The organism is Nostoc sp. DedQUE12b (assembly GCF_034530835.1).
Lineage (GTDB): Bacteria > Cyanobacteriota > Cyanobacteriia > Cyanobacteriales > Nostocaceae > Nostoc.
Map to the genome: position 1 here is coordinate 14,143 of NZ_JAVRCI010000025.1, position 24,386 is coordinate 38,528.

At 45.2% G+C, this 24,386-nt stretch carries 25 protein-coding genes and 1 pseudogene; 9 read left to right on the forward strand and 17 right to left on the reverse strand.

Annotated features, from left to right (window positions below; translation table 11 throughout):
• The first annotated feature begins 82 nt into the window (after positions 1 to 82).
• From RMY16_RS14710 to RMY16_RS14725, 4 genes are all read left to right on the forward strand, one after another.
• Positions 83 to 1,045 (forward strand): hypothetical protein, encoded by a 963-nt coding sequence (locus tag RMY16_RS14710; protein ID WP_322736966.1) that lies wholly within the window; start codon positions 83 to 85, stop codon positions 1,043 to 1,045.
• 147 nt (positions 1,046 to 1,192) lie between these two features.
• The gene (locus RMY16_RS14715) at positions 1,193 to 2,167 is read left to right on the forward strand and encodes a cysteine synthase A (RefSeq protein WP_322666025.1); all 975 of its coding nucleotides are present in this window, start codon (positions 1,193 to 1,195) and stop codon (positions 2,165 to 2,167) included.
• Between the two features lie 80 nt (positions 2,168 to 2,247).
• Positions 2,248 to 2,586, forward strand: a complete 339-nt coding sequence (locus RMY16_RS14720; protein ID WP_322666125.1) for a (2Fe-2S) ferredoxin domain-containing protein — start codon at positions 2,248 to 2,250, stop codon at positions 2,584 to 2,586.
• Between the two features lie 48 nt (positions 2,587 to 2,634).
• On the forward strand, positions 2,635 to 3,564 hold the full coding sequence (locus RMY16_RS14725) for a DUF5331 domain-containing protein (RefSeq protein ID WP_322736967.1): 930 nt from the start codon (positions 2,635 to 2,637) through the stop codon (positions 3,562 to 3,564).
• Positions 3,565 to 3,569: 5 nt separating this feature from the next.
• Here RMY16_RS14725 and RMY16_RS14730 read toward each other — a convergent pair whose 3' ends face one another.
• Together RMY16_RS14730 and RMY16_RS14735 are read right to left on the reverse strand one after the other, a co-directional pair.
• Positions 3,570 to 4,565 carry a folate-binding protein gene (locus RMY16_RS14730; RefSeq protein WP_322736968.1) on the reverse strand — a complete coding sequence of 332 codons (996 nt, stop codon included), beginning with the start codon at positions 4,563 to 4,565 and terminating at the stop codon, positions 3,570 to 3,572.
• Positions 4,566 to 4,827: 262 nt separating this feature from the next.
• Positions 4,828 to 4,992 (reverse strand): hypothetical protein, encoded by a 165-nt coding sequence (locus RMY16_RS14735; RefSeq protein WP_322666019.1) that lies wholly within the window; start codon positions 4,990 to 4,992, stop codon positions 4,828 to 4,830.
• A gap of 274 nt (positions 4,993 to 5,266) precedes the next feature.
• On the opposite strand from RMY16_RS14735, the gene RMY16_RS14740 reads away from it, so the two are divergent.
• The gene (locus tag RMY16_RS14740) at positions 5,267 to 7,516 is read left to right on the forward strand and encodes a dynamin family protein (RefSeq protein ID WP_322736969.1); all 2,250 of its coding nucleotides are present in this window, start codon (positions 5,267 to 5,269) and stop codon (positions 7,514 to 7,516) included.
• Positions 7,517 to 7,624: 108 nt separating this feature from the next.
• Here RMY16_RS14740 and RMY16_RS14745 read toward each other — a convergent pair whose 3' ends face one another.
• Positions 7,625 to 8,113 carry a hypothetical protein gene (locus RMY16_RS14745; RefSeq protein WP_322736970.1) on the reverse strand — a complete coding sequence of 163 codons (489 nt, stop codon included), beginning with the start codon at positions 8,111 to 8,113 and terminating at the stop codon, positions 7,625 to 7,627.
• A 163-nt stretch (positions 8,114 to 8,276) separates the two neighbouring features.
• Between RMY16_RS14745 and RMY16_RS14750 the strand changes: the two genes are divergently transcribed.
• Positions 8,277 to 10,205 (forward strand): serine/threonine protein kinase, encoded by a 1,929-nt coding sequence (locus RMY16_RS14750; RefSeq protein ID WP_322736971.1) that lies wholly within the window; start codon positions 8,277 to 8,279, stop codon positions 10,203 to 10,205.
• A 571-nt stretch (positions 10,206 to 10,776) separates the two neighbouring features.
• Here RMY16_RS14750 and RMY16_RS14755 read toward each other — a convergent pair.
• The 4 genes from RMY16_RS14755 to ndhL all read right to left on the reverse strand — a co-directional run bounded on the left by RMY16_RS14755 (position 10,777) and on the right by ndhL (position 13,172).
• A complete protein-coding gene (locus RMY16_RS14755; protein ID WP_322736972.1) occupies positions 10,777 to 11,445 on the reverse strand; it encodes a heterocyst differentiation related protein in 669 nt (222 codons plus the stop codon).
• A gap of 236 nt (positions 11,446 to 11,681) precedes the next feature.
• On the reverse strand, positions 11,682 to 12,509 hold the full coding sequence (trpA, locus tag RMY16_RS14760) for a tryptophan synthase subunit alpha (RefSeq protein WP_322736973.1): 828 nt from the start codon (positions 12,507 to 12,509) through the stop codon (positions 11,682 to 11,684).
• A 114-nt stretch (positions 12,510 to 12,623) separates the two neighbouring features.
• Positions 12,624 to 12,935: a DUF3007 family protein gene (locus tag RMY16_RS14765; protein WP_322669247.1), complete on the reverse strand. Its 312-nt coding sequence runs from the start codon at positions 12,933 to 12,935 to the stop codon at positions 12,624 to 12,626.
• A 24-nt stretch (positions 12,936 to 12,959) separates the two neighbouring features.
• On the reverse strand, positions 12,960 to 13,172 hold the full coding sequence (gene ndhL, locus RMY16_RS14770; protein WP_181930688.1) for an NAD(P)H-quinone oxidoreductase subunit L: 213 nt from the start codon (positions 13,170 to 13,172) through the stop codon (positions 12,960 to 12,962).
• 128 nt (positions 13,173 to 13,300) lie between these two features.
• Between ndhL and RMY16_RS14775 the strand changes: the two genes are divergently transcribed.
• Positions 13,301 to 13,504 (forward strand): hypothetical protein, encoded by a 204-nt coding sequence (locus tag RMY16_RS14775; protein WP_322669246.1) that lies wholly within the window; start codon positions 13,301 to 13,303, stop codon positions 13,502 to 13,504.
• Between the two features lie 681 nt (positions 13,505 to 14,185).
• On the opposite strand, the gene RMY16_RS14780 is transcribed toward RMY16_RS14775, so the two are convergent.
• The 9 genes and pseudogenes from RMY16_RS14780 to RMY16_RS14815 all read right to left on the reverse strand — a co-directional run bounded on the left by RMY16_RS14780 (position 14,186) and on the right by RMY16_RS14815 (position 21,315).
• Positions 14,186 to 16,420: a xanthine dehydrogenase family protein molybdopterin-binding subunit gene (locus RMY16_RS14780; protein WP_322736974.1), complete on the reverse strand. Its 2,235-nt coding sequence runs from the start codon at positions 16,418 to 16,420 to the stop codon at positions 14,186 to 14,188.
• An 18-nt stretch (positions 16,421 to 16,438) separates the two neighbouring features.
• Entirely contained in the window at positions 16,439 to 17,431 is a 993-nt protein-coding gene (locus RMY16_RS14785; protein ID WP_322736975.1) for a xanthine dehydrogenase family protein subunit M, read from the reverse strand.
• On the reverse strand, positions 17,418 to 18,236 hold the full coding sequence (locus tag RMY16_RS14790; RefSeq protein ID WP_322736976.1) for a 2Fe-2S iron-sulfur cluster-binding protein: 819 nt from the start codon (positions 18,234 to 18,236) through the stop codon (positions 17,418 to 17,420). Before RMY16_RS14790 ends, RMY16_RS14785 begins: the two co-directional genes overlap by 14 nt.
• A gap of 112 nt (positions 18,237 to 18,348) precedes the next feature.
• Positions 18,349 to 18,609 carry a carboxymuconolactone decarboxylase family protein gene (locus RMY16_RS33040; protein ID WP_416211672.1) on the reverse strand — a complete coding sequence of 87 codons (261 nt, stop codon included), beginning with the start codon at positions 18,607 to 18,609 and terminating at the stop codon, positions 18,349 to 18,351.
• A 220-nt stretch (positions 18,610 to 18,829) separates the two neighbouring features.
• The gene (locus RMY16_RS14795; RefSeq protein ID WP_322736977.1) at positions 18,830 to 19,879 is read right to left on the reverse strand and encodes an NAD(P)-dependent alcohol dehydrogenase; all 1,050 of its coding nucleotides are present in this window, start codon (positions 19,877 to 19,879) and stop codon (positions 18,830 to 18,832) included.
• 11 nt (positions 19,880 to 19,890) lie between these two features.
• A complete protein-coding gene (locus tag RMY16_RS14800; protein ID WP_322736978.1) occupies positions 19,891 to 20,127 on the reverse strand; it encodes a hypothetical protein in 237 nt (78 codons plus the stop codon).
• Positions 20,105 to 20,651 (reverse strand): annotated as a pseudogene (locus RMY16_RS14805) (SDR family oxidoreductase). The gene RMY16_RS14800 and the pseudogene RMY16_RS14805 overlap by 23 nt, the downstream one beginning before the upstream one ends.
• Positions 20,652 to 20,708: 57 nt before the next feature.
• A complete protein-coding gene (locus RMY16_RS14810; protein WP_322736979.1) occupies positions 20,709 to 21,134 on the reverse strand; it encodes a cupin domain-containing protein in 426 nt (141 codons plus the stop codon).
• A 37-nt stretch (positions 21,135 to 21,171) separates the two neighbouring features.
• Entirely contained in the window at positions 21,172 to 21,315 is a 144-nt protein-coding gene (locus RMY16_RS14815) for a hypothetical protein (RefSeq protein ID WP_322736980.1), read from the reverse strand.
• A gap of 84 nt (positions 21,316 to 21,399) precedes the next feature.
• Between RMY16_RS14815 and RMY16_RS14820 the strand changes: the two genes are divergently transcribed.
• Entirely contained in the window at positions 21,400 to 22,383 is a 984-nt protein-coding gene (locus RMY16_RS14820) for an AraC family transcriptional regulator (protein ID WP_322736981.1), read from the forward strand.
• A gap of 99 nt (positions 22,384 to 22,482) precedes the next feature.
• Here RMY16_RS14820 and RMY16_RS14825 read toward each other — a convergent pair whose 3' ends face one another.
• The gene (locus RMY16_RS14825) at positions 22,483 to 22,722 is read right to left on the reverse strand and encodes a hypothetical protein (RefSeq protein WP_322736982.1); all 240 of its coding nucleotides are present in this window, start codon (positions 22,720 to 22,722) and stop codon (positions 22,483 to 22,485) included.
• A gap of 340 nt (positions 22,723 to 23,062) precedes the next feature.
• Here RMY16_RS14825 and RMY16_RS14830 point away from each other — a divergent pair, with 340 nt between their 5' ends.
• Positions 23,063 to 24,382: a hypothetical protein gene (locus RMY16_RS14830; RefSeq protein ID WP_322736983.1), complete on the forward strand. Its 1,320-nt coding sequence runs from the start codon at positions 23,063 to 23,065 to the stop codon at positions 24,380 to 24,382.
• Positions 24,383 to 24,386 lie beyond the last annotated feature (4 nt).

Genomic DNA, 24,386 nt, shown 5'->3' on the forward strand with positions numbered 1-24,386 from the left:
ATGGAAATTACCTAAAAAATACTGTGACTACTTTCTAACTATTATGTCGAGAGGAATATCAAGTAAATTTATCCCATTTCAGATGTGGCGCCGAAGTTCTGAGGGTTGGAAGCCTACGAGCAGACTTCTTTTTTTGCTAGTAGGAGGATGGTTAGTACTGATTCCCGACTTTACCCCAGCGCAAGCACAAATTTCCAACAGCAACGTGCTACTGGCTCAAGAAACTGGTGAGATTTTACCGCCACCGCCAATTCCTTTTGGTCAACAGCCATCACCGCAGTTACAACCAAGTCAAGCAGAGGACTTCAATCAACCGGAAGTGAACTTTCAGCCCACCCAACCAGTACAAGACACTCAATTTGAGCAGAATTTTCAGCCTTCCCAACCACTACAGAACAATCAATTCGAGCAGAACTTTCAGCCTTCCCAACCATTACCGAACAATCAATTTGAGCAGAACTTTCAGCCCTCTCAACGTTCACAGTTTAGTCAATATAACCAGAACTTTGAGCGCTATTTAGTTTATGTTGATGGTAGTGATTTCCAAACACTACAAGCCATACGTCAGATTGAACCCAGTGCTTACATTCGCCAGTTCCAAGGTCGGACTGTAATTCAGTCAGGAGTTTTTAACAGAGTAGCCAACGCCCAACAACGGGTGAATGAGCTACAGTCACGAGGCATATATAACGCCCGAATTATCAGCTTTGGTAACGGACAGGAAATAAATGCAGACAATAGCAATTATAACTATAACTATAGAGACGATCGCAATAATATAAATGCTAATAGGCGAGTCTCTAGATATTATGTCGCCATTCCCACCACTTCTGAACAGTTACCTGCGATCGCAGCACAAGTTAGGCAGAATCTAGGCGGATTGACCCAAGATTTAGGACGATCTGGCGGAGTCCTCGAAAGAACGCAACCACGGGGTCCACACGTAGCAGTCGGGCCTTTCCCCAATCGATTCCAAGCTGAGGAATGGAACAAGTATATGCGAAAGCTCGGATACGGTAATGCCAGGGTTTACTACGGAAAGTGAATTAGTGGGGAGTTAGGAGTGAGATAGGGAGTACACCAACGGCAAGGTGCCTAATGTAAGTATCATAGAATTTTAGGCAAATCAGTTGTAAATCATGCTACAGCTATAAGCCAAAATTTTATAGGGACTCACACAAGTACAGTCAAAATGGATATAAAGAATGGCTTCGTTGGCGCTGTTGGCAACACCCCTTTAATTCGCTTAAACAGTTTTAGCGAAGAAACAGGGTGTGAAATCCTTGCAAAAGCAGAATTTCTCAATCCTGGGGGTTCTGTCAAAGACCGCGCCGCACTTTACATCATCGAAGATGCAGAAAAGAAAGGTCTACTCAAACCTGGTGGTACCGTTGTAGAAGGAACTGCTGGTAATACTGGCATTGGACTAGCACATATTTGCAACGCCAAAGGCTACAAATGCCTAATTATTATTCCCGATACCCAGTCACAAGAAAAGATAGACGCGCTGACAGCACTAGGAGCAGAAGTTCGTCCCGTCCCCGCCGTACCCTACAAAGACCCGAACAACTACGTCAAGCTATCTGGCAGAGTCGCAGCTGAGTTGGAAAATGCCATTTGGGCAAATCAGTTTGATAATTTAGCCAACCGCCTCGCCCACTACGAAACCACAGGGCCGGAAATTTGGACGCAGACAGATGGTAAAATAGATGTATGGACAACTGCAACAGGTACTGGTGGTACTTATGCTGGTGTAGCATTGTACTTAAAAGAACAAAATCCAGCAATTAAATGTGTTGTTGCCGATCCGCTGGGTAGTGGACTTTATAGCTATGTCAAAACTGGCGAAATCAACATAGAAGGAAATTCAATCACTGAAGGCATCGGTAACGGTCGTGTCACAGCCAATATGGAAGGCGCACCTGCTGATGATGCCATCCAAATCGATGATCAAGAAGCTTTGCGAGTAGTTTACCAACTGCTGAGGAAAGATGGTTTGTTAATGGGCGGCTCAACGGGTATTAATGTTGGGGCAGCTGTTGCCTTAGCAAAGCAATTAGGACCAGGACATACCATCGTCACCATCCTGTGTGATAGTGGTTCCCGGTATCAATCGCGGATATTCAACTCTGAATGGCTAGCCTCAAAAGGACTTGCAATAGATTAGTCATTAGTCATTAGTCATTGGTCATTAGCTTCCAACTTCTGACTTTTGGCAAATGACAAATGACAAATGACAAAGAACAAATGACCAACATCATTCAACCACCAGACTTCTCAAAAATAGATCGGGACTCTGTTCCTAAATGTGTGCGAGTCTGTCAAAATCGTACTTGTAAAAAGCAAGGTGCAACTAAGGTTTTAGCAGCTTTTACAGCTTTGCCAATCCCTGGTGTAACTGTAACGGCTAGCAGCTGTTTGGGACAATGTGGTAATGGGCCAATGGTGCTGATATTACCCGATATGGTCTGGTATAGCGGTGTGCAACCGGATGAAGTATCTCTACTGATAGAAAATCATTTGCTAGGTGGTCAAAGAGTTAAACAGATGCTCTATTATCGGTTTCATCCCCAGAAATCAAGCTAATTAAAAATATCAAGGTCTGCAATCTTGTTGACTGAAGTGAGGCATCCAATGAATATCCAGCAGCTGCGTCAATCCTTAAAACAAAAGTGGCTTATTTACTACAAGCAAAATACTTCCTGGCTGGTCAAAATGCGAATTTGGGCCACTTACGATGGTCTGCGCCGTCCTTTGTCCGGTTTTATTTTGGCAACACTGTCTGTTTTAGAACCCCAGTTTGATGAAATACTTGCTTTTATGTTGGAGCTGAATAACGATCCAGATAAAATAGTCGCCGCTTTAGGTCTTAACTTTAATCCTGATCAAGAGTTACGTTTAATAAAATCAGAGCATTCTATGGCTACAAGCCAAGTTGAAAGCGAGTTGGCAGATGAGAAGCATTCTGACGATAAACATCTGTCATCGGTTGTAAGTGCCAGCAAGATTGCCTCTCATTCTCTTGCCAATACTCTAGATTCCAACTTGTCACGCGCCGATGAACTTATGCCATCGATTACAGCTAGTACTGAAGTAGTTCGCACACGCAAACCGGAGTTGGTAGTAGCTGCAACTAAAATTGCTCCAGACACTCCGGTAAAAACGCCATCCTCTGGTTTGCCAAGAGAATATCAACCAGTACGCTGGCACTCTGGCCAGTTACCTTCACGAGGATCGGCGACAATGACCAGTGAGGTTAACAGCAAAGCCAAAACTATGCCATCTGTGGCATTAGCTACTGAGGTTAAAAGCAACGCACCACCTGTCCGAATCTCTGTGGGCGCATCATTGGCAATTACCACTGAGATTAATAGTAATGGTAAACCAGGGCGATCGCTAGCAATTACTACTGAAGTTAAAAGCAACGGCAAAGAACCGAATATTCAACCACAAGAAGTTAAAAGCAAAGTGAATTTACCAACCACAAATGCCCGTAGTATAGCTTCTTGGGTAGATGAATTTTGTTACGGTGCTAGGGAGAAAGAAAAAGATATTTTTATTTGAACTACTTACGGGTACTCGTGCGAAACAAACGGAATTTCTACTATTTCACCCTCAGTTTCTCCCACTTTGACTTTTAAACCTACACCACCAGCTTTGGTGCGAATGTAACCTAGTCCAAAGTAACCATCAGCAGTTTGGATGTAACTGGTAAGTTTGCCGACCTTTTCATCTCCAACTGCGATCGCACTTCCAACTTCCACAGGGGCGCTGAGGCGAACACCAAGCAGGTGTTGTTTTACACCTTTATATGTATTTAACCGCGCAATAGTTTCTTGCCCAATATAGCAACCTTTAGTAAAAGAAATTGTTTGCCACAAACCAACTTCCAGAGGATTGTAATCATCTGTGAGTTCTGCATCTGGGGCGGGGCGGCCTTGTAAGATTCGCAAAGCATCCCAAGCGCGATCGCTCATTTCTACCGCTCCTGCTTCTAACAGTTTGTTCCACACTGTTTCTTTGTCAGTATAAGGGAAAGTTAAGGTGTATCCGGGCGCAGCTAACCCGCTACCTACAGCAATCCGCACTCCCTCAGCTGGAGCGATTGTGTATACTTGGTGACTACCGTAAGGTTGTCCAATAAGTTCGCCAATACCCAACTTTTCTAAAACAGCGTCGCTTCCTGGGCCAATGAGGCTGAAGGTATTGGTGTATTGTGTAATATCAGATAATTCCACCTTATCTGCGTAGAAAATATATTTATCCAGCCATTCCATCAAAAACTGGCGACGGTTAGGTGAAACCAGCAAGATGACCGCATCTTCTCTAACGTAGGCGGTTACTAAATCAATTGTTCTGGCTGTGGAAGTGACAAAAACCGTATCACAACCTTGTCCTGGCTTGAGTATTTGGAAATTATTAGTACTTTGGTTATGTAAGAAATTCAGGCGATCGTCGCCGGCTACTTTGATACGTCCCCAGGCGGTGCGATCGCAGATTGCAACCCCAACTCTGGCGGCTTCAATAGCTGCTGCGTCTTTATCGTCAAGTGTAGATGTTGGCATAGCGATGAGAAGTTGCCCTGTTTCAATGTTGTCGCACTGGAAATCTTAACAAATAAGCGTTTGTGGCTTCAATCTACCTCCGGTTTTCTTCTAACGTCTAATCAAAATCTTATCAATATCGCGATTTTGTGAAGAATATTAAAGCTGTGGTTAGCAAAATCATTATTTTGTTGATGAAAATCGTTATTTTGTAAAAAACATTTAAGCTGTGGTTAGTAAAATCATTCTTTTGTTAATGAAAATCGTTATTTTGTGGAAAATATTAAAGCTGTCGCGACTTACTTAACTTTAGCAAGGCTTGAAGTGATATATCTCGATTATCTGCAACTTTTTCGAGCGATCGCAATGTATCTGTTGGTATCTTTATTGATACTGTTTCTGTCGCACGGGGTCTTAAGTGTATTTCTAGTTTTTCAAGATTCTTCATATAGCTTTCTTTGAATGCGAGTACCTGGATGATTTGTTGATTGGGATGGAGTGCGATCGCCTTTAGTATGGCAGTGCAATCACTGAGGCAAGTATTTTCATTAGTAATTTAAGCTGTACGTGCTTTAGCTAAACTTTCCCTCACATAATTAATTATGTCCTCTGAACAGTTTCAAGCAGCACACGACAGCATATACAACACTGGCACACGTCTCTTACAGTACCTTCAGGAAATTCGCCAAGGCCGTCTCAGCGAAGGAGACGATACAAAAAGTTTGCAGAATGTTGAGGATGAGATCAACAAAGCCCTACACGCATTGAAAGAGCAGAAGTATCAAGTGGCTGTAATTGCAGCGATGAAAGCTGGTAAAAGTACCTTTTTGAATGCCGTGATTGGTGCTGATGTTCTGGCAAGTGAGACAGCAGCATGTACAATATGCCGTACAGATGTCCGACATATTCCATCTGGGCAAATTCCCAGACTTCTGGAATATCGAGATGGAAAAAGACGACCTCTTGTTATTACTGAGGGTGAAGCTGGAGAGATTCAACAAAAATTTCTGATGCGTACCCGCGAGATTCGAGAGAAAGGCAATCCTGATAAGACTATACGCTTTGAGATAGAACATTCTATCGAAGCTATTAGCAGACTTTCTTCTTTAGCTGGTTTCACTTTGGTTGATACTCCTGGCCCAAATGAATGGGAGTCTGGCAATTTCAACACGGCACTGAAACAAACTGCTCTAGAGGCGCTACGAACTTGCAATGCAATTCTATTTGTTTTAAATTACGCCTCTTACAAAGATAATGCTATTTCAGATTTGTTTAAGGACATTATAGAAAATCGTAAGGAAATTTTATCTGAGAATACAGGTAAAATTTACTTCATTCTTAACAAAGTAGATCAGAAAACAGAAAAAGACAGAGAAATTGCTGATGTTATAGAAGACTTGAAACGAGAGTTAACTAGCTTTGGTTTCCAAAATCCAATTATTTATCCTGCGAGTTCTAGACAAGGAGTTTTGGCAAAATTAATTCAACAAGGTAAGGCCACAGACAGTCAAATAAAAGACTTCAAAAAGTTTTTCAGTGCCAGGTATGCCATAGAAGACGAAGAAGGTAATCAAATTATACCTGCACCACATAAAATTGCGCCGCAAGCGTTAAAAGATAGTGGCTTACTTACTATTCAAGAAACCATGATTCAAACTATTACTCAAAATGCAGGTTGGAATCTTTTGAGTGATGTTTTGCTAAAAATTGATAAAATGGCTCAAGCATCTGAAGATTCTTTGAACTTACAGATTAATGGTTGGGAACTTGAAATCAATTCACTTAAAACTAAGGTAGAAGAATATCATATTAGAGCAGAATCAGCTAAAAAAAAGGTTAAAAATGTAAATGAATCAGTCAAAGCACAAGAAAAAATATTAACCACTCAATTTAGTGAAGCAATGATCTCATTTGCTAGTGGTGCTAAGAATAAGATACAAGAGGAAATGGATCGAATTGCCAAGTCTAGTTCTACTGAATACCTGAAAACTAATACTCAAGATATCACTGAACTGCATCCACAGCCAGAGATTCCTAGCCATAATATGAATATGGGTCTGACCGTACCTAATTCTATTCCTATTTTTGGTGGTTTTGCGTTCTCTTTTGGAGTGCAGCGTCCTTTAGTAGAAGTATTAAGTAAAGTTAATCCAGCACGATTTAATAGCCACCGTTCTACTCAGTTGAAAATTGATGATCCATACAAAATTAGAGTAGATACTGAAAAAGAGGCTCAAGAGATTGGCCGTACTATCAATGAGTTTTGTAGTCCACTTATTCAAAATTGGTGGATAGATACACAAGATCAGCTTGTCAGAAACGGAACTTTAATTAGAGAACAGTTAGTTAGGGAAATTCAAGCAGATATTCAAGAAATATCTAATGAACTGTCTAAATATATCGGAGAGTCGTTACAGGTTAAGCTAAATATTAATCCTATTCAGTTTCCCCGTTTTGAATTTCAAGGAATAGATGCACAAGTTAAACATCAGGTAGAAGTATTTACAAGGGCTAAAACGGAAACCAAATACCGAGCAGAAACTAAAACAGAAAAATCAGGTAGTTTATGTAAAAGTGATAAAATATCCACAGAGCAAGTTCCATATCAAACTACTATTCAAGTTGAAGATAAATACTCCTTTTACGAAGTTGATTTGCATGAAACAAGCAAACTAATCAAGCAGAAAATAGACACTCAGGTATCAAGAAGTCAAGTAGTTCTACAACAAATCATTCACAAGCAAGTCTCAGATGACTTTAAGAGTGCAGAACAGCAAATCAACAACTACATCAAAAGGTTTCAAGATGAATTTGACCGCTTGTTGAAAGAACGGGAGACGAGAGAAGCCGAAGCTGAACAAATTCGTGAAACTCTTAATGTTCACAAAGAAAATCTGAATGAATATCTCCGTGAATTAACCGCTATTAGAGTATCTTTGGATAGTTGGAAGCCATTGCAAAGAATCAGATAGGCAATTAATTAGACGACTCCCCAACCCAGACAGCCTGAAAAAGCTCATTAACCTACGCAGTTGGGTTTCGTTTGTATAGCCCTAGAATTCTATTCTGAGGGCTATTTGTTACGCTTCTGGCAATTTAGCAAACGCCTGCTCAACCAACTCCTTTGACTTAGCATCCAAACGCAGCCAATCCACTTCACCGAATTCATCGATTAAACTAGTATCAATATCAGCAACTTCCTTCTGTGGTGTGTATTCAAGAAAACACACTTCATAACACAGTTCCCACAAATCGATACTCGCTTCTTGCTGTTGACGCTGCAAACGTAGATGATATCCTGGATGGGGCATCGGCAGACGAGCGAGAGTTCCTCTGATTTCATCTGCTTCTTGGGGCGTTGCAGTTTCCATTGCTCGCAACAGTTCAGTCACCAATGCTTTGATTTCATCAGTGGTGCTAGGCGGCCAAATCAGGACATCATGGTAAGTTCCTGTCCAGGAAGATTCATCAAGCTGCTTGCGGATGTTGTCGATAACGCGAATGAAAGCAGGCTGCATGAGGATTTCAGCCTGCTGCCATGCAACTGGATTTGTTATTTTAGGTGGCATTGGTAATAAACAGGGGCACTAAAAGAAAAATAAACAGTCTGCGTTTATTAAAAAGCTGCGTTTTTAATCTAAATCTTTTCTCAAGATAGCGGATTTCATTGAAGAAAATTTGGAGATATTTATTACCAGCTGGAAAATTAGGTAATAACTCTGGGGAGTGAACATGATAGGCAAGCTACTAGACCATCGTTACCAAGTAATTCGAGTCCTCGCGATGGGAGGATTTGGTCAAACTTACATTGCCCAAGATACTAGGCGACCCGGCAATCCCATTTGCGTTGTTAAACACCTCAAACCCGGAACTGACCCCAGAGTTTTTGATACTGCTAAACGTCTGTTCAACAGCGAAGCCGAAACATTGGAAAAACTGGGCAATCATGACCAAATACCCAGGTTGCTAGCGTATTTTGACGAAAACCAAGAATTTTATCTAGTACAAGAATATATTGAAGGACATACCCTAGCTGAAGAACTGATACCTGGTAAGCGCTGGAGTGAAAGCCAGGTAGTTCAACTGTTGCAGGAAGTTCTAGAGATTCTCGAATTTGTCCATCGCCAAGGCGTGATTCACCGCGATATCAAACCGGATAATATCATCCGCCGCGCCTCAGATAATAAGTTAGTTTTAGTAGACTTTGGGGCAGTGAAGCAACTGCGTACACAACTAGTGACAGTGGGCGGACAAGCCTCTGCTACAGTGGTTATCGGCACTCCTGGCTATATGCCCACAGAACAAGGGCAAGGTAAACCTCGTCCCAACAGCGATATCTATTCCCTTGGCATCATCGCCATTCAAGCATTAACAGGATTACAGCCAACAGAATTGCAAGAAGACCCGGAAACGGGGGAAATTATCTGGCGGCATTCAGTAACTGTAAATTATCGACTGGCAGAAGTGTTGTCCAAGATGGTGCGTTATCACTTCAAAGACCGCTACCAAAACGCTACGGAAGCACTGCAAGCGTGTAAAGACGTGATTAATCCTGTACCTGCACTTTTCATACCTCAAGAAGCCGCCAAAAATCCCAGTTACCAAGTAGCCAAATCCCAGCCTCAAGTATCTCGGTTGCAAACTATTGCAGTAGCACCAGCAAATCCTGTCCCTGCTAAACCTGCGCGTAAAGACTCTAGTAAATCCGACCCCTGGCCGATATTAATTGGCATATTACTGGCAGGTGGTGCGGCTGCCTTGGTAGCGAATGTATATCCAAATGTGAAAAATTTAGCTTTAAATCTTACAGGTAAGGATACCGTCTTAGCAAATAAATGCTCGGCCGTTGTTGTCGGAAATTCTAATATCCGTTCTGAACCTAGTTCGATAAATTCTAATAATATTGTGCAAACTGTTGCTAATAACACCAATTTCGAGGTGACTGGCAAGCGGACAAAACGAGGTTGGATAGAAGTTAAGCTTAAATCTGGTGGTTCGGCTTGGGCACACTCGGATGTGATAACTAATAATCAGGAATCGGGTTCTTGCCTGCGTCAAAAGGGCATTGCAACTAGGATTGTAGATGATAGTAGCTTAATTGCGACTCGAACAATTCCCAAGGCAAAACCAAAATCTAAGGATGTAGTAAGTCCATTATCAGAAAAGCCAAAGGGGTCAACTGACGATGCTGGGAAATCAGAACGATCGCAGCCTAATGATAACAGTGCCAATACTATAGAACAAGCAAAAAAGAAGTATGATTCAGGGGATATAATTGGTGCGATCGCACTTTTAAGATCGGTTCCGGAAAATGCTGCTTCTGGTATCCAAGAAACAGGCAAAATGATTGACCAGTGGCAGGAAGATTGGGCGAAGGCGGAGGCATTATCTAATGAGATCAACAAAGCAATAGATGATGGTAAATGGGATAAAGTTTTAGATTATAGAAACCATCCAGAAAAATTGCCTAATACTCAATATTGGCGAAATAGAATAGAACCATTATTTAAACAAGCAGCCGAAAATCTAGCGAAACAGACACTAACTAAGCTAAAAAATCAAGGTAATCAGAAAAATACCCAACAGAAACTTCCTGATACTAACCAACCTGCAACCACAGAGAGTCCTAATAGCACAGAAACTCCTAAAACTGACTTTTAACAGTTATCAGTAAACACAGTTTATATTGTTCCCAGCCAGAAACTGGGAGGGAGCATCTCACCTTTGCAAATATACCAGGCGATTTCGATTCGCCAGGGTAGGCGTGTTTTTACACTCATTGAGATGCTCCCAACTGGGAACAGCTAAATTAACGTGAGTTCGACAGACCTCTCCCTCCCAGCCTCCCTCTCCTAAAAAACGTTCGCGAAGCGTCTCCGTAAGGATAGGGAAGAGTAACGAAAAAATAGGGTTTTTGCTCCCCTCTCCTACAAGGCTACGGTGTACACACATCCTGGCAATTAAACCCAAACCTTGGATTTACCCCCCTTAATCCCCCCTTGGTAAGGGGGGAAATCCGGTTCTCCCCCTTACCAAGGGGGAGTTAGAGGGGGTGAGAAGGACTTGTGTGTACACCGTAGCCTACAAGGAGAGGGGCTGGGGGAGAGGTCAAAATAGCACTCGTCGAACTCACGTTAAGTTAGGACTGCTGCCTCCCGAATTCGCAGCAGCCCAATAAAAATCGTTTCCACGTATAATCTGGAAACGGTATTTATCTATGATTTTATTTTTCCTATCCGTGCATTTCGTCGTATTCTTGAGCTTCAACTCGTCTTGCTTCCATCCGCGAAGCAGGCAGAAACTCAGCACGACGGACTGGAACCAAGGGCGGCGTATTTCCTTGGTAAGGGTGAATAACTTGTACAGTACGGGCTGGACGCTGCCGTGGTGAGAACAAAGCCAATACCCCAGCAACAACAACACCACCACCAATAGTAAGAGTTGCGCCTCCCACAGCCCAAAGCACGGGTGAAGACCACCAATTATTTTGCGGCTGGAATGTTGCTGCTGATTTTGGTTGGTTATTTTGCTGGGCTAATTGCCACTGCTGCTGAGTATTGAAATTTTGAACTTGGCCCTGGAGTTGTTGATTTTGCAACTTTAGCTGTTCATTGTCGTTTTTTAAACGCTCCAGTTGCATCTGCGTGTTCAGCTTCTCCATCTCTAGGCGCTGGTCATTATTAGTACCAGTCGGTGGCTGAACCTGACCAGGATACATTGGTTGCCCATAAGGACCGTAAGGATACATTTGTGGCTGCATTCCTTGGGGCGCTACTACACCTGGCATTTGTGGAGCAACAGCAAAGTTAGGTTGTAGAGGGGTATTTGTTCCTTTGAGCAATACGAGAGCCGCCAGCCCAGCTACGGCAACCCCGCCGATAAACGCCATACTCTCACTCATCGCCTTTGCTCCTTGATTGCGACGTAACTATAATCATTTGTGACTGACTCACTCTCACACTCATAAATTATGCCTACTTAATTTCACATAATACTCAAACTATAAGCGACTCTATCAGCTAGTTTTTTTACACGATCATATCTGATGTTAATATTCAAGACCATAATGGTCAAATTGTCTACCAAGTAAGGATAGAAAAACTACACTGTTATACTTTTTTAATCTACTTTCTCCGTCTAATCAAGAGAAGTATTTATGCTGGTGTTGGTCATCTTGATGGCTGCCTTGAGACTTTGGCAAAACTGGGCGATCGCCGAAAGTCCCTGGTCTGGTGTACCTTCTGCTAACCGTTTCACAAAAGCGCTACCTACGATCGCTGCATCTGCGCCCCATTCCTTTACCTGACAAGCTTGTGTAGCTTCGGAGATACCAAAACCTACCCCAATGGGTTTATCAGTAACACTACGAATCTGTTGGAGTAAATCGGACACGCGGTTTTCCAGTTGCGATCGCACTCCTGTAACCCCAGTCACGCTGACTAAATAAATAAATCCAAGGGATGAACGAGCGATCGCTTCGATCCGTTTAGCAGAACTGGTGGGAGCGATCAACAAGATGACGTCAATTCCCTTCTCACTAGCTGCTTGGAGCAAGCCTGCTGCTTCCTCTAAGGGCAAATCAGGTACTACCAATCCTGCAACCCCAGCGGCTGCAATTTGCTGAAGAAATTTTTCAATTCCCCGATGCAAAATTGAGTTGTAATAGATAAACAGAACAATGGGCGATCGCAATTTGGGAGTAATCCCTTGCAGCATTTCTAGCACCTGCTCCAATTTTGTTCCCCTTTGCAGGGCGCGGGTAGCAGCAGCTTGAATGACTGGCCCATCAGCTAGAGGATCGGAATAGGGTATGCCCAGTTCAATAATGTCGGCTCCACTACGATCTAGAACCTGCAAGGCTTTTGCAGTTGTTTCTAAATCTGGATCGCCAGCAGTGATAAACGGAATCAGAGCGCACTCACCATTGTGCCCAAGGGTTTTAAAGCAATCAGAAATCGCAGTCATTTAGTCAAGTGTCAAGTGTCAATAGTCATTGGTCATTGGTCATTGGTCATTGGTCATTAGTAAAGGACAAATGACTAATGACAAAGGACAAATAACAACTGACCAATGATAACTTTACACCTGAGATTGCTTTTCTTGTTCTATTTCGGCTTGAATTCGTGCTAGTTCTTCGGGAGTAAGCTCGTCTAGCCGCTTTTGCAGAAAGTCTTGCTCATACTGTTCCCGCTGTTGGTGGTAGGTCATTTTTTGTCCCACCGCACGGAAAAAATAGGTGGCTAACCAGCCAACTAAGGCACTGACTAGCAAGACTTGGCTCCATATCCCAGCTTTTTGATTATCCAAGCCGATTAGCTGCAATCCTAAGTATGCCAAGCCGCCGGCAATAAAAACACCCAAGCCAATTCCAATCGCGTCAATCCGTCGCATGAGAGTTATGACCTACCAATCTCGTTAAACTTGAACTTGTCGCCGTTGGGGTCGGAAATTTACAAACGGCGATAGAACCAACAGACCCGGAAAGAAGAAAAACACCAAAAAGTACATAAAGACACGCTCAATAGAGCTAGCTACATACCAACGCTGCTTCAGGTATAGCAAAACAGCAATGGGGATTACCAAAAGGTAAGCTCCAGCCAAAATCAGATATAGCAGGGCGACAATCATAACTTTCAAGTCTTAAGCATCTGTTTTCCATCATAGGCTGAAGAGACAGACTCAGAGAAGTATAGTCATAATGCTTTCAACATAACTGCGTCAGAATTCCTCGAAACCGCTAACGGGGAGGTGCAGCTTTGGCAGGCTGGAGTACTTTTACGGTGGGCGATTCAACGGATATCATGACAAAAGCTAATATCATGCTATTATGTGAATCCACTAGCAAACAAAGCTCTAGTCAGACAAAATCGAAAACTCATCCAGATGATTACGAGAGAACTAAGAAAACTTCCAAATCTCTGAAGCGATCGCACAATCTGGAAAAAATATTTTCAATCTAGTTGGACAAAAGACACAATTGATGGTGGAATAGATAAGGAGGTATTTGCTACCTCTAAAAAATAACTAGTTATACTAGTTGCCAAACACCTTTGGGGGTGTGGCGGAATGGTAGACGCTACGGACTTAAATAATTGAGCCTTGAAGGAGAAATCCCTCAAGTGGAAGCTCTCAAACTCAGGGAAACCTAAATCTGGTGACAGACATGGCAATCCTGAGCCAAGCCGAAGAAAGTCCTGAGTCATGAGTGCTGAGTGCTGAGTAAATTTAAAACTCTTAACTCCTAACTCCTAACTCATAACTGTTCGGAAGGTGCAGAGACCCGACGGGAGCTACCCTAACGTTAAGTCGAGGGTAAAGGGAGAGTCCAATTCTCAAAATCTGAGCTGGCTATTGTCGTCAGATAGCAGTGAAAACTGCGGGAGAATGAAAATCCGTTGACCGTAAAAGGTCGTGTGGGTTCAAGTCCCTCCACCCCCACTAAAAATTTAAAATACCGAAAGGCTTGGTATGTGACTTTTGTACAGTGACTAACTATTTGTCACAATAACAAATAATTAGTCACTGTACAGGATTCGATAATTTTTGCGATGAGCCGTTGCCAGCGCGCACCGTTCCCCCTGACGTTCGCTGCATCAAACGCTTCGAGTACCGCTCACACTTCGTTCATCAAATGACCTCACTCACAGCAACTTCTCTGGCGTAATCGGCAACTCCCTGATGCGCTTGCCTGTGGCATGGAAGACGGCGTTGGCGATCGCTGCCGGGATGCCGACCATGCCGAGTTCGCCCATGCCTTTAACACCGAGCGGATTGACGATTTTATCGTCCTCCTCAACGAATATCGTTTCGATCTCGAGAATATCGGCATTAACCGGCACATGATAGTGCTGCAAATTCGGGTTCATGATCCGCCCGTAACGATGGTCGATTTCAGTCGCCTCTTGCAGCGCCATACCAATGCCCCACACAACGCCGCCAATTTCCTGACTGTGCGAAGTTTTCGGATTCATGATCTTGCCGCAGGCGGTCACTTCAATTGCGCGCGTGACGTGGACAGTCCCCACATCCGGGTCAACTTTGACTTCCACAAATTGCGCGCCATGTGCGCCGGTCGCGTATTTTTCTCTTTCCGGCGAAGGTTTGGCTTGGTGGACATCAACTAGTTCGGTCAGATTGTTCCGTCGCATTAACTCGGAAATATCTACCGATTGCGACGAATTGTTTTTGATTTGCAGCTTTCCATTGAGCATCTCGACATCTGCGATTTTTGCCATCTTGAAAGGCGAAGCCGCATCTTTGTTAGCCAACTCTAGCAGCTTCCGTCTGATGTTTTGTGCCGATTCGTAAATCGCTGTGCCGACGCTCGCTGTGGTAAATGAACCGCCCTGCACCGGCGCTTCCGGAAATTTGGTGTCCCCGAGTTCAAACTTGACCTTTTCGGCGGGCAAACCGAGGTATTCGGCGGCAATCAACGTCATCACCGTGTAAGTTCCTGGCCCGATGTCTGAGGTGGCACTCGCTACGTGCGCGGTGCCGTCGGACTTCAAAGTGATTTTCGCCGATGCCGGTCGCTGCCACGCGCCCCAAACTCCGGTCGCCATTCCCCATCCGACCAGAAAGCGTCCGTCCCGCATCGAACGCGGCTCGAATTTGCGATTTTTCCAGCCGAACTTTTGTGCGCCAAGCCGGTAACATTCCCGCAGAGCCTTGCTTGAGTATAGTTTCCCGCTATCTGGATCGACTTCAGTGTAATTTATCAGCCGTAATTCGAGTGGGTCTATTTTGAGCGCGTAGGCCAGCTCATCCATCGCGCATTCGAGCGCGAACATTCCTGAAACAGCACCCGGAGCGCGCATCGAAGCAGGAGTTGGCAAGTCGGTTCTCACGATTCTTTGCGGCGTATCTGCATTTGGACAAGCATAAAGCGTGCGCGGAAATTCCGTAGTATTTTCTACCCAATCTTGGAAAGTTGAGGAATTATTCCTTGAGTCGTGAATGATTGCCGTGAGCTTTCCATTGCTTTCGGCTCCAAGCGAAATTTTCTGCCAGGTATGCGGGCGATAGCCATGTCCCGTATACATCTGCTGCCTGGTATAAACCACTTTCACGGGACGCTTGATGACGCGCGCCGCCATCGCCGTCAGCGCCGGGTAATAATTCGGTCTTAGAGACGAGCCGAACGCTCCGCCGACGAACGGCGAAATCACCTGCACGTTTTCAACGGGCATGTTAAAGCTTGTCGCTAAATGCTGGCGAACGACATAAACACCCTGCGTTTTATCGAAGATCGTCAGCTTATCGTTTTCCCAGAAAGCGATCGCAGCGTGCGGCTCCATCGGGTTGTGATGTTCGATGGGAATCGTGTATTCGGCTTCAATTTTAACGGGCGCAGATTGAAAAGCCTGCGCGGGATTTCCACGCGGTTTTAAGGCACCCCGTGGATTGACAGCACGCTGCGGCTCAATAGCAACAGCCTTACCCAGCGAACTCTCCAAATTGGTCATCGGTTTTTCTTCGTTGTAAGTCGCCTTTACGAGACGCGCGGCATAACGCGCCTGCTCGAATGTTTCAGCCAGCACGAGCGCTATCGGCTGCATATTAAAGAAAATTTGATTCGATTGCAGCGCGCGAAAAGATTTATCAGGCACATCCGTGTTAGTCTCCGGCTTTAGTTCTGGAGCAGCCGACGGCGCAGGTTTCGGGTAATTTTCGTGGGTGAGGATGTGAATTACGCCGGGCGCACGGCTCGCCTCCTTCGTATCAATTGATTTGATCGTGCCTTTGCCGATACTGCTCGTCACGATAAAACCGTAAGCAAGATTGGGAACCTTGAATTCCGCAGCGTATTTAGCCTTGCCCGTAACTTTTGCGATGCCGTCCACGCGGCTCATTTCTTTTCCGATGTATCTTGCCATTTCTTTTATCCTCCCTAATTACGCCGCACCACCCGTCATCGCTCGTTGCAAAGCCAGAGCAATGGCGCGTTTGCCCAGTTCGACTTTATAACCGTTATGTTCGAGCGGTTTCGCATCTTTGAGAGCCGCTTCAGCAGCAGCCCGAAAAGTTTCTTCCGTCGCAGGTTTTCCGATCAGAGCCTTTTCCGCTTCGGCTGAACGCCAGGGCTTATGCGCGACGCTTCCCAAAACAACGCGTGCCTGGTTGATGTTGTTGCCTCTTGTTTCTAAAGCAGTAGCCACGGCAAGCAGTGCGAAAGCATAGGAAGCGCGATCGCGAACTTTTAGATAATAAGACTTGTTGGCAAAGTTATTCTTCGGCATTTCGATGCCAACGATCAATTCCCCGTGCCCAAGATTGTTATCTTTTTCCGGCGTGTTGCCCGGCAAGCGATGGAAATCTTGGATCGAGATTGTGCGTTCTTGCCCGTTCGTACCGCGAATCCTCACTACTGCATCAAGCGCATAAAGCGCATTCGCCATATCGCCTGGGTAAGTCGCTACGCATTTATCGCTGTAGCCAAAAATGGCATGAATGCGATTAAGCCCCTGAAGCGCTCCACATCCGCTGCCGGGTTCGCGTTTGTTGCACGGCATAGCGATGTCGTAAAAATACTGGCAACGGGTGCGTTGCATCAAATTTCCCCCGTTGGTCGCCATATTACGAAGCTGCGCGGAGGCACCGGCTAAAATCGCCATTGACAGCAGCGGGTAATTTTGTCGGACGAGTGCATGGTTAGCCGTATCAGTATTTTTGGCTAACGCACCGATAGAAATTCCGTTCGAGGTCGATCTAATCTGCGCCAGATTCAAACGTGAGATGTCAACAAGTTCGCTGGGACGTTCAACGTATTCTTTCATCAAATCAATTAGATTTGTCCCGCCTGCCAGAAACTTTGCCGTTTGATTAGCAGAAACAGTGCGAACGGCACTTGTCGCGTCAGTTGCGCTTGAATATTTAAACGATTTCATCGGCTTTGCCCTCCTGATTTAAGGCCACGGCAATTTCTTCATCACTCGCGAAATGCCAGGCCTGGGCTGTTTCGCGCCCGGAATGAACTTCTCTGATTGCCGCAACGATTCCCGGATACGCGCCGCAACGGCAAATGTTGCCACTCATGCGTTCTCTGATTTCTTCATCAGAGAGTCTTAAATTCTGGGCGCTCGTTCGCAAATTGTTAGTGACGTGACTCGCGTCACCGTTTTTCGCTTCTTGCAGAAGCGCCACCGCCGAACAGATCTGCCCTGGCGTGCAGTAGCCACACTGGAAGCCATCATGTTTGATGAACGCCGCCTGCATCGGATGAAGATTATCGCCGTCAGCTAGCCCTTCGATGGTCGTCACCTCTTTCCCCTCGCAGCTCGCGGTAAGTGTCAGACACGAAAGTACGCGGCGACCGTCAACGATCACCGTACAAGCGCCGCACTGTCCTTGATCGCACCCTTTTTTAGTGCCGGTCAATCCAAGTCTTTCGCGCAGGACATCGAGCAGCGCCGTGCGCGAATCCACTTCCAGGCGTTGAGTCGAGCCGTTGATTTTCAAAAGAACCTTAACAGCGTTTTCAACGCCAGCAGTCGGGGCGAACATGGCGTCGGGCGAAGCGGCAAGTGTGGCAAAGACCTCCTCTTTAGCCAGCAGGTGGAAGGCGAAGGTGCCGAGTGCAGCAGCCATACTTTGCCCCAAGAATTTGCGGCGAGCAGCACCGACAATACCGAGTTCGTCGAGCAGTGTTTCTTCGTCCCTACTCAAATCTTTCTGTTCTTGATTATCATCCATGATTCTCCTTGCAACATTCAAAGAACAAGCCCTGGACAAGTATTTGTTTTTCGCGCCGACTATTTTAAGGGTCTGCATCCATCGAAGGTGCACAAGCGAAGGCGCTTGGGCATCATTTGTTCTCGAAGACTTCCTTTGCCACAGAAATCGCGGTTACTGCGTTCGGCCAGCCCGCGTAAAACGCCAGGTGGGTAATGGTCTCGATCAACTCCTCCTGCGTTACACCGTTTTGGCGCGCTAGGGCGAAGTGAGAGCGAAGCTGGTCGGGACGGTTCAAGGCAATTAGCGCACTGACAGTTGCCAGGCTGCGATCGCGCTTTGATAGCTCAGGACGTGCCCAAACATCAGTACCTTTTGCATTGTTTCCCTCCAAGTTGTGCTTTTTCTTTCAGTGAGCAGTCAGTAACTCTGTTATGGTTCGGGGTTGATCTCCGTCATCTGATCGCAGATTTGGATCTGGTTTAAGGGGCGGTTATGCCAGACCCAGAGACTACAATTGAACTTAATGCAGCCCAGGCCAATCGCTGAGACTTCCAGATTGCTGTTTCCAAGTTTGCGCTTTTGCATTGGTACTCCTTCGAGATTCCGCTCGGTTATTCAGATTTCAGGGATGCCATATCAATCACGAAGCGGTACTTCACATCAGACTTGAGCAGGCGATCGTAGGCTTCGTTGATCTTCTGCATGGGAATCACTTCAACATCCGCAGTGATGTTGTGCTGACCGCAAAAGTCGAGCATCTCCTGGGTTTCGGCAATGCCACCGATGCTAGAGCCAGAGAGACTGCGACGAGCCACGATCAGGCTAAATGCTGCAACATCCAGGGGCTTTTCAGGTGCGCCAACCAGCGTGATGTTGCCATCGAGGCAAAGCAGGTTGAGGTAGGCATTGATGTCGTGTTTGGCGGAAACGGTGTCAAGGATGAAATCGAAGCTGCCCGCGTGCTTCTGCATTTCGTCGGCATTGCGGGAGACGACCACTTCATCAGCACCGAGGCGAAGCGCGTCTTCTGTCTTGTCAGGCGAGGTGGTGAAAACAACGACGTGAGCACCAAATGCATGGGCAAATTTCACAGCCATGTGACCCAGCCCACCAAGACCAACCACACCAACCTTTTTGCCCTCGGTAACTCTCCAGTGGCGCAAGGGTGAATAGGTTGTAATCCCAGCGCAAACAAGTGGTGCAACTCCAGCCAGGTCGAGATTGTCTGGGACGCGCAGAACGAAACGTTCATCGGCGACAATGCTATTGGAGTAGCCGCCATAAGTGACTCCTCCCAGGTGCTTGTCTGGGGAGTTGTAGGTGAGGATCACATTTTGGCAAAACTGCTCAAGTCCAGCCTTGCAATAGGGACAGGTCAAATCCGAATCAACCATACAGCCGATCGCCGCCAGATCGCCGGGTTTGTACTTCGTAACTGCCGAGCCAACCTCCGTGACACGACCCACGATCTCATGACCGGGAACGATCGGGTAGACCGTGCCGCCCCACTCGTTCCGCACTGAATGGAGGTCGGAGTGACAGATGCCGCAGAAGAGGATTTCGATCTGTACATCGTGTTCAGTTAGATCGCGCCGCGCGATCGTGTCGGAAGCGAGCGGTGCAGTCGCACTGACTGCGGAGTAAGCTTTGGTGTTGTACATAAATTGATGCTCTAATCTGGAAGATAAGCTGGTTTTTTTCTACTCGGTCTTGAATCTGTCCGATTACTTATTATTCGTTGCTGGCCTTTTCCATTCAGTCCACGGGCTTGCCGTCGAGTACTTCCTGAGTGGCGATATGAGTCATCGCCGTTGGTGGTGAAGGTAGCGATGGCGACAATGTTTTGTTGTCGTGCGTTTAGAGTTTGAGCGGATTGGCGACGAACATCACTGCACCGTTTGACCGCCATCGATGACCAGGGCGTGCCCGACGACGAAGGCAGCCGCGTCCGAACACAGCCAGACGACAGCATTGGCGATCTCTTCGGGCTTACCCATCCGTCCGATCGGCTCCTCCGAGATTACCTGTTCGCGTCCTTATTTCATACTTCATGCACAGAAAAACGCCGCGCAGGTTGATGTCTACGATCCGATCCCACTCTTTTGCTTCGATTTGGGCTGTTGCTGCATTCTTCTGCTCTACACCAGCGTTATTAAAAGCAAAGTCCAACCGTCCGAAGGTTTCGATGGTTTTGGAAAGAGCTGCCTTCACGTCCTCGGCTTGCGTTACGTTATACTTGACGGCGATCGCCCGCCCACCAAGTTCCTCGATCTTGCGGGCCGTTTCCTGATTGCCCTGTTCTGAAACGTCAGTGACCACCACATTAGCGCCTTCGCGTGCAAACGCCAGCGCTGTAGCTCGACCGATGCCGTTTGCTGCTCCCGTCACAAACGCAACCTTTCCTCTGTAGTTTCCATTCTCGTTCGTCGTCACTATTTTTCTCCTTCGATTCTTCGCCTAACAAGGTCTTAAAACCACCGGATGTGGTGATTAGCTGGAGTATTGCTCGTCGCTGACCTTTTCCATCCAGTCCACGGTCTTGCCGTCGAGCTGTTCCTGAATGGCTATGTGCGTCATAGCTGTGGTTGCCGTGGCACCATGCCAATGCTTCTCACCTGGCGAGAACCAGATTACGTCCCCCGGTCGAATTTGTTCGATCAAGCCGCCCCAACGTTGTACGAAACCGCAACCAGCCGTCACGATCAGCAGGGTTTGTCCTAACGGGTGGGTGTGCCATGCTGTCCGAGCACCAGGCTCGAACGTGACACTGGCACCAAGTGTACGTGCTGGATCGTGCGCCTCTAATAGGGGGTCAATGCGGACAGTGCCGATAAAATACTCAGCCGATCCTTTGGCGGAAGGCTGTGAGCCACTTGTTTTGATGTCCATTTCCTTAATTCCTTCACTTGATGCCATTTCGGTGGCTGTCCCAATCGTAGAGATTGAGCATTTATCACTTCTCTATCAATAGGGATGGATTTTTTAAAGCCTTGATGGCATTTTGGTTGCTAGCAGGCGAGTCTCTTGCCCAATCAAAACTGAGTTTTTTCTTGAATAAAAATCCAGACGCTTGCAAGAAGCCGGAATCGTTTTTCATTGCTTTAGCTTTATCTTAGGCATTTTGAAGGACAAGTAATAAAACGATCGTCTAAGATTGTTGTACAATCCTGCAAACTTAGAAATGAACGCTGCCAAAACGAGTGAAAAGTCTGATATCGATTTAATGAACGACTCGCAGGCAAAACGCGAGGCAGGCAGAGCGCAAGCCAACAGAGACGAACTGAGTGAAAGGATTGCCCAGGCTATTCGTCATGATGAGACGATTGAGCTGCTCAAAGGATTGCACTTCAACCGCTCCTCTTCACCTTCGGAATGCGTTCATAGTGTCTCTATCCCTGCCTTTTGTGCGATCGCTCAAGGCAGCAAAGAAGTTCTTCTGGGCAGCGATCGCTATCAGTACGACCCAATGCGTTATCTACTGGCGACGGCTGAACTACCTGTTGTCAGCCAAATTCTAGAAGCGTCTAAGGAGCAACCGTACCTTAGCCTTCGCTTTGATCTCGACCCTACCCTTGTCGGTTCAGTAATGGTCGAGGCAGGGTATGCCTCATCACGCAACAGTGCTGATGTGAAAGCGATTGACGTAAGTCCGTTAGATGCAAATCTCTTGGACGCTGTAGTCCGACTCGTCAGGCTTCTAGATTCTCCGGCTGAGGCTCATGTTCTCGCACCACTGATTAAGCGGGAAATCATTTACCGACTCCTGATAGGAGAGCAAGGTAATCGGCTCCGCCAGATTGCCGTTCTAGGTGGCTACACCCATCATATCGCTCTTGCCGTCGCGCGGCTTCGTAAAGACTTTAAGGAGCCACTGCGGATTGAAAGCATCGCACGAGAGATGGGAATGAGTGTTTCGGGTTTTCACCATCACTTCAAGTCTGTCACTGCAATGAGTCCCTTGCAGTTCCAGAAGCAACTGCGGCTTCAGGAGGCTCGCCGTCTGATGCTGGGGGAAAGCCTTGACGCTAGCAGTGCTGCCTACCGAGTGGGGTACGACGATGCCTCGCACTTCAATCGGGAGTACAAACGGCTCTTTGGTGCACCACCGATGCGCGATGTGGAGCGGCTGCGAGAAACTGCTAGGGAGACTGCTAGTTCAATATGATCTCCTCAAGATGTCCTCATCTTGCCAGAAATCGTTTCCAACAAACTAGAAGACGTTCCCTAGCGCGTGTAGCAGCAACATATCGCTCGCAGCGTTCAACTAGTTCTGATTATTTATTGCATCAGATTCATTGCTACAGCCCATTGCGATCGCTCGAAATTCTAATCCCTTAATTCCCTTCATTGTCCCCATGCGAACTCCTGACTCTTCTGGAACTGGATCTTCTTCTCTGGGCTTGAGTTCAAAAGTTTGAATACCCTCTGCTTCTAGTGCTGTGCGAATTGCTGGTTTATAAGGTGTTACACAGATTTCGTGGGAAGCAAACCCATCTTGAATCAATTCTTTTACCTAGCTAGCAATATGCTTTGCCTCTTCTTTTTCATCCGCACACTGCACAAGCTCTGGTTTTGGGACTCTATGGGCGGGTTATATCTAATTAGAGATTAACTCGCCCATATATTTTGTATTTATGGTCTTTTCTGGTTACAAGTAAGTAATTTTACTTAACTATTTGATGAAGTATTGAACAAATTCTCTTTAATACTTTATTTATAGTCCTAGTTAATCAAATTTGTGTAAAAAGATGGCTGAATCTCTGAAGAATAGATTGATGCTCTTGTTCACCAAGGTTAAGCTGGTAATAATATGAACAGGAAGCCTTTTTGTCCTGATAACTGAAATGACCACTAATCGTTTATCAATTAGTCAGGAAAATCCCTATTGTGTTACGTCTAACTCTAGCCAACTAGATGTGCAATCTGCCCAAGATGAGGTTTATAGCTTCTTTGTGGAAATTGTCAATCAATTGCCACCAGAGGATGTTTTACGAGAATTTAAAGGTTTATTTATAGACGGTCTTGATTCCGAATATGCTGATTATATACCTGGAATATATAGTGTTTTTTTAGATGAGCATGAACAGGAATTCTATAATACACTTAAGCGATGCTGCTACATCATAGTTAATAATTGGAAAACTAACCGAAAAGACAAATATATCCAAGAATTAGTTAATTTATTTGTTAATAAAAATCTAAAAATTAAGGACAATAACTCTCCAGTAGTAAAAACTTGTAAAATCTGGTTAGAGAATTTTGTCAACAGCAAAGACTACAAGGATCTGAAACTATTTGCTACTAAATATGAAGAATCATCTAAAGGTCATTGGGCTAATCGCTACACTTCCTATTTATTGATCGATCAATCTGTTAATAATAAGAACCCTAAAGAGCAACAAGAGGCTGCTAGAAAGCTTTCTAAACAGATAAAAGACAAATTTAAGTTTGAACTAGCAATGTATATTGCTCGTTCGCAATCTACTGTCTCAAGCACCACACGCTATAAAAATCCTAGTATTTTAGGAGACCAAGCTCTGCGCTTAATAAAAGCAATTGTCTTAAAAAGAGGCGTATTTAGTCATGATAATATTGCCCATATATTTATCAAGCAAACTGAAAATCAAACTCTGAAGGAATTTAAAATTAACCTAGAAAAATATCTGTTTTTTTCTGTAGAAAATCAAGAATCAGTCGAAATTTGGCGGCAGCAGTTTACACATAGTTTATCATTATGGAAAACGGATTATAATCAAGAAATTATCACTAAAGAATTTTTTTTGAGAACCTGTAATCGAGTGATTGATTACTTTACAACAGAAAATTCTAAAGAGCCTTCGCAATTATTTATTTTATTAACTAACCAAGGTAATGCTCTAACCTTGGTAATTATATTATTAAAGATTATTTTGATTTGTAAAAATTCCCGGAGACATTTAGAAACTCGGATTGCTCATTTGATTCGTTTTTACGAAAACTATTCCGAAGAGGAATGCAAAGGGGTAATACATTTTATCGAAATTTTTAATATTACGTTCGCCATCTATGCAGAAAATGTAGAATATAACTTGATTAGGATGCAAGAAGAACAAACCAGTAATCAGCAGTTAAATCTGGATGGTTATCGTGTGTTTTCACAGATGAAGGTAGATAGACAAAAATGAGTTT

Coding starts and splice junctions, on each gene's coding strand:
- RMY16_RS14710 (WP_322736966.1), top strand. CDS start 83: ATGTGGCGCCGAAGTTCTGAGGGTTGGAAGCCTACGAGCAGACTTCTT.
- RMY16_RS14715 (WP_322666025.1), top strand. CDS start 1,193: ATGGATATAAAGAATGGCTTCGTTGGCGCTGTTGGCAACACCCCTTTA.
- RMY16_RS14720 (WP_322666125.1), top strand. CDS start 2,248: ATGACCAACATCATTCAACCACCAGACTTCTCAAAAATAGATCGGGAC.
- RMY16_RS14725 (WP_322736967.1), top strand. CDS start 2,635: ATGAATATCCAGCAGCTGCGTCAATCCTTAAAACAAAAGTGGCTTATT.
- RMY16_RS14730 (WP_322736968.1), bottom strand. CDS start 4,565: ATGCCAACATCTACACTTGACGATAAAGACGCAGCAGCTATTGAAGCC.
- RMY16_RS14735 (WP_322666019.1), bottom strand. CDS start 4,992: ATGAAGAATCTTGAAAAACTAGAAATACACTTAAGACCCCGTGCGACA.
- RMY16_RS14745 (WP_322736970.1), bottom strand. CDS start 8,113: ATGCCACCTAAAATAACAAATCCAGTTGCATGGCAGCAGGCTGAAATC.
- RMY16_RS14750 (WP_322736971.1), top strand. CDS start 8,277: ATGATAGGCAAGCTACTAGACCATCGTTACCAAGTAATTCGAGTCCTC.
- RMY16_RS14755 (WP_322736972.1), bottom strand. CDS start 11,445: ATGAGTGAGAGTATGGCGTTTATCGGCGGGGTTGCCGTAGCTGGGCTG.
- trpA (WP_322736973.1), bottom strand. CDS start 12,509: ATGACTGCGATTTCTGATTGCTTTAAAACCCTTGGGCACAATGGTGAG.
- RMY16_RS14765 (WP_322669247.1), bottom strand. CDS start 12,935: ATGCGACGGATTGACGCGATTGGAATTGGCTTGGGTGTTTTTATTGCC.
- ndhL (WP_181930688.1), bottom strand. CDS start 13,172: ATGATTGTCGCCCTGCTATATCTGATTTTGGCTGGAGCTTACCTTTTG.
- RMY16_RS14780 (WP_322736974.1), bottom strand. CDS start 16,420: ATGGCAAGATACATCGGAAAAGAAATGAGCCGCGTGGACGGCATCGCA.
- RMY16_RS14785 (WP_322736975.1), bottom strand. CDS start 17,431: ATGAAATCGTTTAAATATTCAAGCGCAACTGACGCGACAAGTGCCGTT.
- RMY16_RS14790 (WP_322736976.1), bottom strand. CDS start 18,236: ATGGATGATAATCAAGAACAGAAAGATTTGAGTAGGGACGAAGAAACA.
- RMY16_RS14795 (WP_322736977.1), bottom strand. CDS start 19,879: ATGTACAACACCAAAGCTTACTCCGCAGTCAGTGCGACTGCACCGCTC.
- RMY16_RS14800 (WP_322736978.1), bottom strand. CDS start 20,127: ATGGCGGTCAAACGGTGCAGTGATGTTCGTCGCCAATCCGCTCAAACT.
- RMY16_RS14810 (WP_322736979.1), bottom strand. CDS start 21,134: ATGGCATCAAGTGAAGGAATTAAGGAAATGGACATCAAAACAAGTGGC.
- RMY16_RS14815 (WP_322736980.1), bottom strand. CDS start 21,315: ATGAAAAACGATTCCGGCTTCTTGCAAGCGTCTGGATTTTTATTCAAG.
- RMY16_RS14820 (WP_322736981.1), top strand. CDS start 21,400: ATGAACGCTGCCAAAACGAGTGAAAAGTCTGATATCGATTTAATGAAC.
- RMY16_RS14830 (WP_322736983.1), top strand. CDS start 23,063: ATGACCACTAATCGTTTATCAATTAGTCAGGAAAATCCCTATTGTGTT.